Origin of the sequence: Halochromatium salexigens (assembly GCF_016653295.1) — a bacterium.
GTDB classification, from domain to species: domain Bacteria; phylum Pseudomonadota; class Gammaproteobacteria; order Chromatiales; family Chromatiaceae; genus Lamprobacter; species Lamprobacter salexigens.
Genome location: NZ_NHSF01000032.1, coordinates 1 through 14,235, shown reverse-complemented (window position 1 = coordinate 14,235; position 14,235 = coordinate 1). Strand labels below are relative to the sequence as shown.

The window sequence follows — 14,235 nt, the reverse complement described above, 5'->3', positions numbered from 1 at the left end:
AGCACCTAGCCCCTGCTTTGGATCAATCAATTTGCTGGCTTGTCGTCGGTTTTCCGAGTGGCACCGAGCGCAAGATTGGACAACATCGGCAACGCGACATCGCGGGCGGATCGTTCGCTGACTGGCAGCGGCCAAGGGATGGCCAGCGCCGGGTCCAGGGCATTCAGGCCGTCTTCAGCATCCGGCTGGTAGGCGGCGGTGTGCAGGTAGAGCAGTTCGCAGTCGGCCGTGAGTGTCTGAAAACCGTGGGCGAAGCCTTCGGGGATGGCCAGGGTGCGGTGGTTGTCGGCGCTGAGGCGCTCGGCGTGCCACTGTAGGAAGGTTGGCGAGTCTTGGCGTAGGTCGATGGCAACGTCAAAGACCTCGCCGCGCAGGCAGCTGACCAGTTTCATCTCGGCGTGCGGCGGGTGCTGAAAGTGCAGGCCGCGGACGGTGCCGGCCTTGGCGGTGAGGGTGTGGTTGATCTGCATGATCATCCGCTGGCCGATGATGGCTTGCAGCTCTTGGGTGCAGAACAGGCGCTCGAGGTAGCCGCGCTCATCGCCGATGGGGTGGCGTTGGATGAGGCTCAGCCCCTGAATCGCTGTTGGGTGGATGCTGAAACGCGACATAGTGGAACAGCAATCCGTTATGCGTTGCAGCGGCTGGATGCCGCCACCTGAAAAGCAGCGATATCCTGCGCACACAGCTCGGCTGCTGATTCGCCATTGGCTTGCCGGCGATACCAGCTCATGGTGCGCTGAAGACTCTCTTGGAGCGTCCAGCGGGGATGCACGCCAAGGCACTGCCGCGCCTTGGCGATCTCCAACGCCAGCCAACCGGCTTCATGCGGTCCTTGGGTGCCGTCTTCCCAGTGGATCTCCCCGCGCTGGAACAGGTCACGGGCTTGGCTGATGACCTGGCGGACGCTGGCTGCTTCATGCGTCTCTGGCCCGAAGTTGTAGGCGCCGGCGAGTGCAGGTTGGTGCCAGAGTTGTTCGGCGAGCCGGAGGTAACCGTTCAGGGGCTCGAGGACATGTTGCCAGGGGCGGGTGGCCTCTGGGCGGCGAACCTGCAACGGGGTCTCACTGCTCCAAGCGCGCACGGCGTCGGGGATCAGGCGGTCTTCTGACCAGTCACCCCCACCGATGACGTTGCCCGCGCGGGCCGTGGCGATGGCAACGCCCTGCTCGCTGAGGAATGCCGCACGGTAACTGGCGATCACCAGCTCCGCCGCCGCCTTGCTTGCGCTGTACGGATCATGCCCACCGAGTGGGTCCGTCTCGCGGTACGGAAAGGGCTGTTCGTTGTTTTGATAGACTTTATCAGTTGTGATGGCCACGACGACACGCAGGCTTTGAAGACTGCGCAGCGCATCAAGCAGATTGACGGTCCCTTGAACATTAGTCGCGAAGGTGCCGAGGGGATCACGGTAGCTCGCACGCACTAGCGGCTGCGCGGCGAGATGGAAGACGATCTGCGGGTCGGCAAGACGCACTACATCAGCCAAGGCCTCGGCATCTCGGATGTCCTGGAGATGGCTTTCGCAGAAGTCCGCGATCCCGGCGAATTGATAGAGGTTTGGTTCCGTCGTTGGCGCGAGCCCGATGCCAGTCACCCGCGCGCCCAGCTGATGCAGCCAGAGCGCAAGCCAACCGCCTTTGAATCCGGTATGGCCGCTGAGCAAGACCCGTTTGCCGGACCAGAAGGCTACTCCCAGATCCTCCATGGCGCTCTCCCCTGCTCCCACAATGACTCAAGATGGTTCTTGTCTCGCAAGGTGTCCATCGGCTGCCAGAATCCGTGATGCTCAAAGGCCATGAGTTGGCCATCGCTGGCGAGCGCTTCGAGTGGCCGACTCTCCCAGGAGGCCTGATCTCCATCGATCAGATCGAGACAGCGCGGCGAAAGCACGAAGAATCCACCGTTGATCAGCCCCCCATCACCTCGGGGCTTTTCGCTGAAGCCAGTCACCTGTCGACCGTTGCATTGCAGTGCACCGTATCGACCTGGCGGCTGGACGGCTGTCACGGTTGCGAGCTTCCCATGGGATCTGTGGAAACGGATCAGTGCGGCAATATCGACATCGCTAAGGCCATCGCCGTAGGTGAAGCAGAAGGCCTCATCCTGATCAATGTACTCGCGTGCTCGCCGTAAACGTCCACCAGTGAGCGTGTCTTCACCGGTATCGACGAGCGTGACACGCCAAGGCTCGGCATGTTTATGATGCACTTCCATGGCATTGGTCATCATATCAAAGGTGACGTCTGACATGTGCAGGAAATAGTTAGCGAAATATTCCTTGATCATGTAACCTTTATAGCCACAGCAGATCACGAAGTGATTCACCCCGTGAGCGGAATAGAGTTTCATGATATGCCAAAGGATGGGTCTGCCGCCCACCTCAACCATTGGCTTGGGTTTGAGGTGTGTCTCTTCGGAAATCCGAGTCCCGACACCTCCGGCCAAAAGGACACACTTCATCGAGCCCCCTGAAACTTCAAAATTATCATCTCACTGCCTTTTTCGTATCGAACTGCTTTCGTCATTACACTCTAACCTAGGTGGAGCAAGCGTTAGCATGCTTAGAAAAACGTCAGTGATGTCCTCTTGACCTATCTATGCCTCTTTTTAACTCAACAAGTTTAATAGCAAGATAGCCACAGAGCTCGGCGTCACTAATTATTGACAGAAAATCAGTAGCTTCGGTTTCACCAAAAACATACGACATCTCCTCTTCATCAAAACCAAACAAGAATTTGTTTGAGGCGTAATAATATTGCATTACTTCTTTTCTCTCTTCTGAAGAGAGAAAAGAAAATTTCTTTCCGCGAATCTTAGCTCTAGGGTCATTATGAACAATACCGCCCCAAACTTCTCGATCTGGAGGATCGAAAGAACTACCTAGAGCTAGCATTCTTGCCCCCCAGGCATTGATTCCTTGATTCACTTTCTTGGTTTCTTCTTTGAGTTTAATATCCGTAATATTCGCGGCATCTTTGAAATCAGATATGAGCCCAACACCAGTTTTCACTTGATCATATGACCTCACAAGAACCTCTATATCAAAAACATCAAGCCATTTTATAATCTCCTTTTTCAAGCATGAATAATCCAATGTTGGCCCTACCGCACGATTTTCTCTAAAAGGCGGATAAATTGTTTTGAACTCCGAGAAAGGAACATGAAAACAATCACCTTTGCACCATTGTTGGTATAGAGAGTGAAGAGTTTCATCTTGACGCCTAAAATAGATAAGGATTTTTAGCTTATGTGTATCAGCGAACGGCTCGTAAATAAAACGAAGCATATCCATTGCCATCCCATTGCGTTCAGGATGTGAATGAAAAAAGCCTTCGTTACTGATTATAATATTTTTATTACGATATTTACTCAGATTTTGGCGCCATCGGTTTAGCACGTCTCTTGAGTCTAGATTATGATAGATCTGTCTCCTAAGAGGTGGATGCTCGAAAATTTTGGCTTCAACTGGATGAGCGATTTCTGCATACGGGCTTATTAGTACCCTGAAGACGTCTTGACAATCGCCAGGAACGTCAATATGAAAACCAGACGATGCTAACTTCGAACGATTACAAGATAAAAAAGATTGGATAGCTGAAGAGCCAGCTTTTCCTGCACCAATATGAACTAAAAAGGTTTTCATAAAAATGCACTGTTACCGACACTCAAAGCCTTTTTCCTGAAGCCAGGAAACGAAATCGCGAACGAACCTTTGAATTTTTTGAATATGAAAGTAGTTGCTACTTTTTGCGACAAAATAAATATTCTTTAAGAAATCGGTCAGTTTTTTTACATTCTCTTGGTTATCTTTTTTTTGCCGAAGAGATGACGCATATATTGCGACAATATAGGGCTGCCACTCGTAAACGCCAGCTTTGAATATTGCCTGTTGGATTTTATATAACAACTCAAAACTCATAAATACTTTATGATTTTCTATCATTTCTTGAGTATACCCAAGATCGACCAGGCCCTGCATCTTCATCTTTGACTTATACGGGTCATTGTCCCAATTTTTTACCCATTTTGTAACGTCCCTTTTGATCTCTGTACTTTTAATTACCGCCGCCCTCCCGGATACCACATGATAGTAAGTATCCATCCAATCTGAACCAGGAGTAATATCATCGAAAGCAAGACCAATCCTATAGCGCAAACCGTAAAACAACGCGTTCGAGTTTTTTATTTTCAAGAAATCTAAAAGCCGATTAAAACCGTCATCTGATTCCAAAAAAAATGCTGACTCAGTGCCATATAATTTATTGTTTACCATGTTTTGCACTTTTCCTCCAACAATTGTTGCATGGTTTTTTACAGAAAAGGACAGGCATTTCTCAACGTAGTCTTCAGAAATCAAATCGTCTGCAGCCAAGAACATGTACCAAGGCTCATCTGAAACCCTATAAAGGCATTTGAAATTTTCATAGGCACCAATGTTTTCAGAATGTTGATAATAAATAAAATTACCATGATCTAAAAATTTAGCACACTCTTCTTTAGTGTTATCATCTGAAGCATTGTCGAAACAATAAACCGTTATGTTATTATGCGTTTGCGCTAAAGCAGAATGTATTGTCTTGGCTACAGATGCGCCCATGTTATAGGTAGGAATATAAATCGCAACAGGAATTGAGTCTATTCTTTTGCGGGCATAGTCAGAGATTGATAATTCGCGAGTGATGGGCTTTAGACCTAAAAATCCAGATTCTTCTCGCCCGCCATCTTTTTCAGGAACATACAGTCGTGTTATCGGTTTTTCATCTAATTCACTAACAGATGAGGTACTTTCACTAGCATCGCCCAGTCGAATCCACAAGCGAGGATTGTTGCTTTCTGCTACCAATTGCCCGCTTGGCTTAATCGTGACTTTCTTGCCAAGGCGCAGTGCCGCCAGCGCCAGCATGCGTTCAGCCTCAATGCTAGCGCAGGGCAGCTTGCGGCGTTGAGCTAGGCGTGCGAGTTCAGATTGGGGCTGCGCGTAGCGGCGCTTGGCGTTTAAGTGGGCGTGGGTCTCGAGCAGCATAGCGTTCAGCCAGGCCCCGAGGTCAGTCGCCTGCTCATCACGATTGGGGCCGCTGTCGTCGCCTTTATGGGCTTCGGGCGGGTAGTCATCGAACGGGGCGCAACTGGGCAGAAAGGGTCGTTCACGCAGGGCAGCGACCTGATCCTGCGGGTGATCGCTGGGCGGCTGGGCTGTGCGCTCGCCTGGTGACGGCGTGGCTTGGGTTGCCCGCTCGCGCTGCTCGAGCAGCTGGTCACAGCGTTGCCGAGCTGCGCGCGGCTCGCCAAAGGCGCTCAACACCCGCAGGCGCAGTAACTCGGTGGCGATGTGCGTATCCCCGGCAGCAGCCAGCTCGGCGAGTCGGGCGCGGCTGGCGCAGAGCTGCTGATAGCGCTCGGCCAACGGGCGCTCGGTGTCAAGGGCTATAAGGGCGGCATCGAGAGCGGCGCTGTAGGCATCTGGCAGCTCGGCGGCGGCGTCGCGCCAAGCGGGCAGCAGCGCGGTGGCAAAGGGATAGCGGCTGAGTGCTTGCGGCCAGAGGGGGGCGGCGGGCATGGTGGGTGTCGTGGGGTGCATCAGTCAGGGGCCATCAACCGCGCTGCTCCGGTCGGGCCAGTCTTCGTACTCCAGCAGCGTCAGGGTGACTGGGTTGTCGAGGTCCGCCGGGACGTTGACCTTGAGACCGTTGTTCAAGTCGAGGGTCCAGTGGTGAGCGGTCTGCATGATGAGGCCCTGTGGTTTCGATCAGGCTTGTAAGGGTGTTCCCATCAGGTGGTCAAGCCTTCTTCAATTCGACAAACTTTTTCATCAACAAATCAAGAACCATCGATTCATATAACGCCGCTTTTTCCTCATCCACGATATAGACATCGCGGATGCTTGGTTGTCGTGGTATTCGCAAACCCGCGGCAGCCGTTCTATTTTTACCTTTTTTAGCGTTGCTATTGGATTGCCCAAGAAAGTCGACCGCATAATTCGTTTTGAGCCATGCCAAATCTTGTTCATGCGTTTTTTCGATGATCTCGGCAACCCCTGGTTTCAAGGTTGGCTTGGTTGCCTGCTGCGATTTGATTTGCCCAACGAGCCCGAGATGATTCTTGAAGATATTGTCTTGCTCCTGATAAAGGTTACGCTGAATCTTTTCCAGCAGTAGCATTTGCTCAATCGCGAGCGATTCGTTCTGTTTTTGCGGTAACTTGAAGCCCCTGATGTCGACGCCCATTGCTTCGGCAAGGCGAGACAAGGAATCAACTCCTTTATCGTAACCGATGACATTGACCTTAGCCTGCGTTGACCAAGCCTCAATAACAGCTTTGAAGTCATACCGAAAAGCGTTTGGATGGATTATGTGATGGCTAGCCTTGATGACCTGCTGCTGGCGTGAATTATAATAAGGCGCGGGCGAGCGAACAAAGGCGTAGACTTCAATCTCATCCACGTAATCGGAAAGGAACTCGATGACATTGCTAACTTTTTCGGCATCACTGCATCGAAACAGGTATTCGGAGGATATGATATGACACGGAAGATCTCTTTTCAGGTCATTCGCCATACTGACAAGATATTGCGTAACCGTGTGTTGCAGTTTATCGAACGGGATACCTTTGAACTGCCGCGGCCAGCATGATTCTTCTTGCTTGGAGGTAAAGTAGAACTTATGATGGCAGACCTCGCTTCCAGGATAAACAAAACCTTGTCTTTCTAGCGCTTCCTTGTTGGCATGAAAGGCACTTTGTATCGATGTTGTTCCTGTTTTGTTCGATCCAATATGTAAAAGCGCTTTCTTTTTCATTCTGGATCGTTTCCGTTTTTCAGTCGAAGATGAACTCGTCTTCATCATCGCACTCCGGCCCTTTTTCTCGCCCGCCATAGAGCCCATAATCTTGCTTCTCGCGTTCTTTCGCGGCAAGGGCGTTCAGCTTCTTCTCTACTGGACCGCACTGTTGATTGACGATCTTGATCTGCTTTTTCGAGAGCTTTTCTTTCCATATCCCGCGGTTATCTTGGATCGGCTGATGCATTTGCCATGCCCTTAGGCTGTTATGTTTGTAGCCATCTTGTCCATCGGTTTGTTGGGCATTGTGTATACCTTCCCAATGGTAATCTTTTTTGTGGAACTCGAGCACATCTGGCGAATAGTCAAGCTGCAGGAAATGCAAAACCCGCCTCATGGTCATCTCTGGCTCTGTCACCAGGTCTTCGTAACGCACCACAGTGACGAACTCACTCGGACATTGCCTTAGTAGACTGTCGTTTTCGCCGAGATAGCGTCCGAGCGATAATTCAAATCCATCAGAACGGTGAGAGACTCTTTTTTGAAATGACGCGATGACATCCTTGCTGTCACGAATCATCGCGACAAATTTCGCTTTCGGGAAACGCTGCTTGATCTCTGCAATATGGTGGACATGTCTTGGGGTTTTTTCGCAGACACGCGTCTTGCCTTCTAGTACACATTGCTCCCGCTCAATAGGATATTCCGTATCAAGTACAGCATTATCCCGGAACCAATTCGTTTCGCGCTGGATGGTATAAATCTCGGGATGCGCGCCCAGCATACAGGCCATCAGCGTGGTGCCAGTGTGGCCACAGCCGACCACGAAGATCACCTCGTCATCAACCGGCTCATCCGCTACCAGCGGCGCGTGAGCTGTCGGGCGTTCGGCTGCTCGGTCGAGGTCTGTATCGATCCCCTCATCGATCACCTCCGGCAGCGTCTCTGCTTGCAGGTCGTTATCCAAAGAATCCGGCGCCGGTGTTGCGTCCATGGCATCGTCTTGGCTTTCTCGCACCAAGCCCTGCGCCAGGAGATAATCCTCGGCTTTTTCGGCGTCCACCTCGGCCAGCAGCGTATAGGTCAGATCCTTGACGTTGAACACCGTATGCAGCAGGAATGCAAGCTTCAGGCGCTGGGCATCGCTGAGCGCGGCCATGCGGGCTTGGTCGGGCAGGAATAGGGCCTCGGCGCTACTCAGCTCGGTGCGCTGCGGATTGACCAAGTCCTCTCGGTCGGGCAAATAGGTCTCGTGGCTCAGGTCGTTAAAGCGGTAGAAGCGAAAGCCATGGCGCGCCATCCAGTGCTGCACTTCGGCCAGATTGGGCTGGCGCTGGTGCGTGGGTTGGAAAGCAATGCGCACCTGGATCAGCAGGCTGTCCTTCAGCGCTTGATCGCCGTGCTCGAGGATGGCGTTGGCATCGCTCAGATGATCGAGGATGAGCCAGTCCAGACTCTCCAGACCAGCGACGCTGTTGAGCGCGACGGTGCTGATCGGCAGCTTGGTCAGCACTTGCACGCCTTTGCGCTGGCTCGCCGGCAATTGCGCGGCGGGCAGCGGCTCGAGCGTGCTGCTCAGCGCGGGGTCCAGGCAGGCATGCAAGGTGGCGGGTTGACCGTCGCCGAGCAGCGCGTGCGGAATCAGCTGTACGTCGGCGCTGTCGGCGAAGCGCTCAGGTTTTTCGATCAGGCTGCCGGGATCGAAGGCGACGATGCCGAACGCATCGAGCTTGAGCAGCGCGTCGATGCCCTCCTCGCGTAGCAACTTGGCGCGGTTGTCGAGCACCACCAGCTTGCCGGGGAGTTGCCAGTTGAAGCGGCGTTCGGCGCGGATGCGGGGCGTGAGATAGGAACGCGGGTGCTGAAGCTCGACCGGCGCGGCTTCATCTTCGAATTGGCACTCGCCCTGGGCGGCGAAGGTCAGTGCGGCCGGCGCTTTGTCCTCGCAATAGCGCTGCCAGATCGCGCGCAGGGCGGCGTCGAAGTTCTCGGCGAAGCGCTTGCCGTCACACAGCGGTGAGGCCGTTATTTGTTGGCGCAGGCGGCGGCGGATAGCGGCGAGCGCGTCGAGATCGCCGGCCAACTCCAGCACGCGCGCGTGATACGCCTCCCAACTCTCGCACACCCATTCCGGGAAGCCGGCGTTGGTCACATGGGTCGCGGCATGGCGGCCGGCAAAGGTGGGACCGGGATGGGTCACCACCGGCACGCCCATCATCAGCGCCTCGCAGGTGGTCATGCCGCCGGAATAGGGCCAGGGGTCGAGGGCGATGTCGATACGCCAATAGGTGCGGAGGAATTCCTTGTGCTTGGCTGGACCTTCTAGCTCGATGCGATCGGCGGTGATGCCATGCTCGGCGAGCGTGTCGCGGACGCCCTGACAGAAGCTCTCGTCCTCGTAGGGACCGCCCTTGAGCAGCAGATGGCTGCCGGGCAAGGCATTCATCAGGCGCGCCCATTGGGCAAGTAACTCAGGGTTGAGCTTGGTCGGATTGTTCAGACAGCCAAGGGTGACATAGCCGTTGTGCAGGGCCGGCAGGTCATTGAGGTCTGGGAAGACCTGCGCGGGGACGTACGGCGGGGTGCTATAGCAGATATAGTCATCCGGCAGGCGAATGAGCTTCTCGACATACCAGTCGTCGGTGCCCGGTGGGGTTTCGATGGCATCGCTGAGGAAATAGTCGATCGCCTCCAGTCCCATGGTATCGATCTGCCCGCCGACCCATTTCATGATCAGTGGCGCTGGCTTGCGCGCGATGACGGGCAAACGGTTGCCGTCATTGTGCCCGGATAGATCGATGAGGATGTCGAGTTGGTCCTCGCGCAGCAGGGCCTCAAGGGTGTCGTGGTCATGCCGAATCACATTCTTCCAGGAACGCGCCGAACGCATGAGCTGCCGGGTGATGAAGTCCTCCTTGCGATCGAGCGTGTAGTAATAGCACTCGACATTGGCACGCTTGAGATTGAGCATGCCCGGCAGGATCATGTGGCCGACCGGATGCGAGTTGAGTCCCGAAGAGATCAGGCCAATGCGCAGGCGGCGGGCGGGGTTCCGGTCAACCGGGATCGGCGGCTGCGGCTCGACCGGGAAGCGCCGCTCCCAGTCGCGCACGGCCTCCTGAATCGTGTGCGGATCGGCGCCCGGGTCATAATGCAGGTTGACGAAGATGTTGGAGGCGGCGCCGAAATCCCGTGGGTCGCGCCGCAGCGCCTCGCGGTAATAGGCGCGGGCTTTCTCGAAGGCACCGATATCCTGATACCGGGTGCCGACAAGGTTGTAATAGAGCGCCTCGGCCGGCTTGAGCGCCATCAGCGCCTCACACTCACGCATGACGGTGGCATAGCGCCGCGCGCGTGAGAATACCGTGATACGCATGCCGAGAATCTTCTTCGAGGTCGGATTCAGCGCAATCGCTCGGTCGAGTGCCGCGATGGTCTCATCCTCGCGCCGCTGGGCGTAGTAGACATGACTACGCATCAAGTGGATCTCGGCATTGTCCGGATCCTGCTCGGCGGCTTCGTCGAGACAGTGTTCGGCCGCCTCGAACTGCTGCAATTCAAACTGGATCTGCCCTTGTAGGAACAGATGCGCGCCGCGCGGCTGCTCGCCGTCGAGTTCGCAGGCACGCTGACTCGCCGTCAACGCGTCGTCATGGTGCTGCTGTTCGTAATGCGCCCGAGCGAGCAGATGCCAGCCTTCGGGGTCTTGCGGATAACGGCGCGTCAGCGCCTGCGCCTGTTGTTCCGCCTGTCGGTGCTGGCCTTTGTACAACTGGCGTTCGAGTTGCTGGCGTTGGCTCGCGGGAATGCGGGCTGCAGAGCTGGATGGCATGACAGGACTCGGTCGGAAGGCGTTTCGCACCTAGTCTATAACGAAAAAGGCCCCCAGTGCGGGGGCCTCGACACTCAGCCGCGAGCGGCTGTCAGCAAGGGGTTAGCCCCGGTTTAGCCCAGCAGCGAGAGGACGTTCTGCGGCAGCTGATTGGCTTGTGCCAGGACACTGGTACCGGCCTGCTGCAGGATCTGCGCCCGGGTCATCTCGGCGACTTCCTTAGCATAGTCGGCGTCTTCGATGCGCGACCGGGCATCGGAGAGGTTCAAGGCGTTGGTCTCCAGATTGAAGATCGCATCCGAGAAGCGGTTCTGCACCGCGCCTAATTCGGATCGCAGGTCATCGACCTGTTGGAGCGCGGCATCGAGGGTCGCCAACGGGTCCTCAGTCGCCGTCGCACCGCTCACCTCGTCAAAGGTCAACTCGCCGGACGAATCGGTATAGACCTGATTGGCGGAGCCGTCAGTGAAGGTGCCTTCATCGGTCTGGAAGATAGTCGCTGTGGCTTCGGTCTCGATGCTTTCGGGATCGAATCCAGAGATATATGTGGTGTTACCGCCGTCTTGTAGGACACCAGCGGCGAACGTATAGGTTTGCCCGCCCGTCTCACCATCCACGTTGAATGCAAAAGTGAGACCGGTATCGAGCTCTACCATCCGTGCTTCGAACTCTTCGCGCGAGATGGTGGCGTTTTCGACGTCGAATGTATTCGCAGCACCCCCCGAAACATAATTCGTCGTTCCATCGCGGATGGTCATATCTCCGGCGGTAGCACCAGCACTACCCAGATAAGTGACAACATCATCGATATTGGCGAGCGTCGCCCCCGAGGTGTTGTTCTCGGTCAGGTTACCAGTGCTTGTATCGAAGTAGAGCGGATCTCCGCTGCCTGATTCTGTGATGTTTCCGGCTGAATCGACATTAACATCGAGCACATCACCGTTTGCCCCTTCGATGGTCAGGGCGTTGGTCTCGCCTGCTGACGGCGTGAGGCTGTCGGACAGGTTTGCCAATTCGGTTCCGCTGGCGATAGTGCCGCTGTAGGTGAAGTTGTCGCTGCTGGCATTGTAGGTAAAGGTCGCACTACCACCGCCCGCCAGGGTTCCGTCGACGGTGCCGCCATCTTCCAGCTGCGCCACCGCCGTGGCGACAGCGCCGTTGGCGACGCTCGCCGTGGCGTTGAAGGAGTCATTGACGTAGGAATCATCAGCGTCGTTCTGCGCCACGAAGCCGCGCGCGAGCACCTGATCTTCGTTAGCCAAGGTGTTGGCAGTGCCGACGCCATCGACATTGAAGCTGCTCAGGTTGAGCGTCGAGGTATCAATCTGAGTCAGATTGATATCGATGATCTGATCATCGTTGGCGCCGACCTGGACGCGCAGCGAATCCGCACCCTCGGCCAGGACCCGCGTGCCGTTAAAGTCGGTCTCGGCGGAGATGCGGTCGATCTCAGCGAGGCGCTGGCCGATCTCGTCCTGGATGGACTGCAGGTCGGATTCGGAGTTGGTGCCGTTTTGCGCCTGCACAGTCAACGTGCGGATGGTCTGCAGGTTGTCGTTGATCTGGTTCAACGAGCCCTCGGTGGTCTGCGCGATGGAGATACCATCGTTAGAGTTGCGCACGGCCTGGTTGAGACCGTTGATCTGCGAGGTGAAACGGTTGGCGATGGCCTGACCGGCGGCGTCATCCTTGGCGCTGTTGATGCGCATACCGGAGGAGAGACGCTCCATCGCGGTGGTGAGTTCACTCGAACTCTTGTTCAGGTTCTGCTGGGCGATCAGCGAGGTGATGTTGGTGTTAATGACGGACATGGGTCGCTCCTTTCCGTAACGTGGTGATGGCGTCAGGCCGGTGGCGCCCGCGCGGGAGCCTGAGGCCTGTCGCAACGGCACCGGTGTTGGCCGTTGCTATAGGTTAACGGCCGCGCGCCGGGAAACTTTAGGGGTCGATGCGAAATTTTTTTGGGCCAGGCGACCGGGGCCGAGCCGGCTGGCGCGCGGCGGCTGCGCGAGCGCCCGTGCTCGAGCCAGCGGGTGATGAGTCGGTCCAGGCGGGCCTTGTTCGGATCGGCCTGGATCAGGCGCGCCAGGCGATCGACGGCGGCTTGGCGAGACGCGATCCCTGGAGGCGATCTCGACCTCGAAGAGGCCGCTGAGCGGGCTCAAAGACGCGGTTTAGAGAAACCGAATCGCCGTAATGCTCAGTCCCGCCATCGTGGCGATGAAGGCGATCAGCCACAGAAAATGGGTGTCGTGACGCTTGAGCATCTCATCGAAACGCTTGTCCATGTCGGTCTTCATCAGCTCGAAGCGCTTGTCGACTTGCTCGAAGCGCTTCTCCATGTCGGCTTTCATGAGATCCAAGCGCTTGTCGACTTGCTCGAAGCGCTTGTCCATGTCGGCTTTCATCAGATCCAAGCGCTTGTCGACTTGCTCGAAGCGGTTGTCCATGTCCGCTTTCATCAGATCCAAGCGTTTGTCGACTTGCTCGAACCCTTCGCGCATCAGCTCGCGTTGGTGCTTGAGTTCTTCCTCAACACGCACCATGCGCTCGCGCAGTTCGATCTCGTAGACCACGGTCGGTTTGCCAAGGCTTTGCTCGGCGATCCAGTCGCTGATGTGGTCTTTGACGTAGTCGCCGATTTGTTGCAGGTCTTCCTGGGCCAGGGCCATGGGGGGTGTCTCCGTGTGGCTTGCGGGGCAAGGTCCGTTATCCTACACCGGCTGCTACACTGAACCCATCCACACTGCCCCCATCAACATCGAGGCAAGATGACCATGGCCACCACGCTCGAGGACGTTTGGGCGCTGTTCAGGGAGACTGATCGGAAGTTTCAGGAGACGGATCGACTCATCGGCGAGCTGCGCGAGCAGTCGCGAGAGACCGACCGCAAGTTTCAAGACACGGATCGTCGGTTTCAGGAGACCGACCGCAAGTTTCAAGACACGGATCGCCGGTTTCAGGAGACCGACCGCAAGTTTCAAGACACGGATCGCCGGTTTCAGCAAACCGAGAAGCTGCTGAATACCATCGGTCGCCAACTCGGCGAGCAAGGCAACCGACTCGGCGACTTCGTCCAGGCCATGGTCAAGCCCGCCGTCGTGCGGCTGCTGCGCGAGCGCCAGTTGCCGGTGCATCAAGTCCTGAGCAACCTGCTGGCGTTCGACGACGAGGGCTGCCCGCGCATGGAGATCGATCTGCTGGTGGTCAACAGCGAGGTGGCGGTCGCCGTGGAATGCAAATCCTATCTCGGGGTCGATGACGTGCGCGAGCATCTGGAACGGCTGGCGCAGTTCAAGGACTGTTTTGGCCAATACGCCGGCTGCAGGCTCCTCGGCGCGGTCGCAGCGATGGTGCTGCCCGACGATGTCGGACGTTATGCCTACCGGCAAGGCTTATTCGTCCTCGCCCAATCCGGTGATGGGATCACGATCCGCAATGATGCGCGCTTTGAGCCGCGTTACTGGTAGTCGCGATCGAGGTGCAACTGGCTCAGTGGTTTAGAGAAACCGAATCGCCGTAATGCTCAGTCCCGCCATCGTGGCGATGAAGGCGATCAGCCACAGAAAATGGGTGTCGTGACGCTTGAGCATCTCATCGAAACGCTTGTCCATGTCGGTCTTC

11 protein-coding genes are annotated in these 14,235 nt (G+C 55.9%); 1 reads left to right on the top strand and 10 read right to left on the bottom strand.

Annotated elements, in window-relative coordinates:
• Positions 1 to 26: 26 nt before the first annotated feature.
• From CCR82_RS05260 to CCR82_RS05210, 10 genes are all read right to left on the bottom strand, one after another.
• Positions 27 to 611, bottom strand: coding sequence for a dTDP-4-dehydrorhamnose 3,5-epimerase family protein (locus tag CCR82_RS05260; RefSeq protein ID WP_201244354.1), 585 nt, complete (start codon positions 609 to 611; stop codon positions 27 to 29).
• A gap of 17 nt (positions 612 to 628) precedes the next feature.
• Complete coding sequence (rfbG, locus tag CCR82_RS05255) at positions 629 to 1,708, bottom strand: CDP-glucose 4,6-dehydratase (protein WP_201244353.1); 1,080 nt, start codon at positions 1,706 to 1,708, stop codon at positions 629 to 631.
• Positions 1,690 to 2,463, bottom strand: coding sequence for a glucose-1-phosphate cytidylyltransferase (gene rfbF, locus CCR82_RS05250; protein WP_201244352.1), 774 nt, complete (start codon positions 2,461 to 2,463; stop codon positions 1,690 to 1,692). Before rfbF ends, rfbG begins: the two co-directional genes overlap by 19 nt.
• A gap of 112 nt (positions 2,464 to 2,575) precedes the next feature.
• Entirely contained in the window at positions 2,576 to 3,646 is a 1,071-nt protein-coding gene (locus tag CCR82_RS05245; RefSeq protein WP_201244351.1) for a hypothetical protein, read from the bottom strand.
• Between the two features lie 12 nt (positions 3,647 to 3,658).
• Entirely contained in the window at positions 3,659 to 5,560 is a 1,902-nt protein-coding gene (locus CCR82_RS05240) for a glycosyltransferase family 2 protein (protein WP_201244350.1), read from the bottom strand.
• Positions 5,561 to 5,584: 24 nt separating this feature from the next.
• A complete protein-coding gene (locus CCR82_RS05235; protein ID WP_201244349.1) occupies positions 5,585 to 5,728 on the bottom strand; it encodes a hypothetical protein in 144 nt (47 codons plus the stop codon).
• 52 nt (positions 5,729 to 5,780) lie between these two features.
• On the bottom strand, positions 5,781 to 6,797 hold the full coding sequence (locus CCR82_RS05230; RefSeq protein WP_201244348.1) for a hypothetical protein: 1,017 nt from the start codon (positions 6,795 to 6,797) through the stop codon (positions 5,781 to 5,783).
• 19 nt (positions 6,798 to 6,816) lie between these two features.
• On the bottom strand, positions 6,817 to 10,611 hold the full coding sequence (locus CCR82_RS05225) for an O-linked N-acetylglucosamine transferase family protein (RefSeq protein WP_201244347.1): 3,795 nt from the start codon (positions 10,609 to 10,611) through the stop codon (positions 6,817 to 6,819).
• A gap of 113 nt (positions 10,612 to 10,724) precedes the next feature.
• The gene (locus CCR82_RS18895) at positions 10,725 to 12,503 is read right to left on the bottom strand and encodes a flagellin N-terminal helical domain-containing protein (protein ID WP_338073105.1); all 1,779 of its coding nucleotides are present in this window, start codon (positions 12,501 to 12,503) and stop codon (positions 10,725 to 10,727) included.
• A gap of 282 nt (positions 12,504 to 12,785) precedes the next feature.
• Entirely contained in the window at positions 12,786 to 13,283 is a 498-nt protein-coding gene (locus tag CCR82_RS05210; RefSeq protein ID WP_201244346.1) for a hypothetical protein, read from the bottom strand.
• Between the two features lie 99 nt (positions 13,284 to 13,382).
• On the opposite strand from CCR82_RS05210, the gene CCR82_RS05205 reads away from it, so the two are divergent.
• Positions 13,383 to 14,081, top strand: coding sequence for a DUF3782 domain-containing protein (locus CCR82_RS05205; RefSeq protein WP_242513273.1), 699 nt, complete (start codon positions 13,383 to 13,385; stop codon positions 14,079 to 14,081).
• Positions 14,082 to 14,235 lie beyond the last annotated feature (154 nt).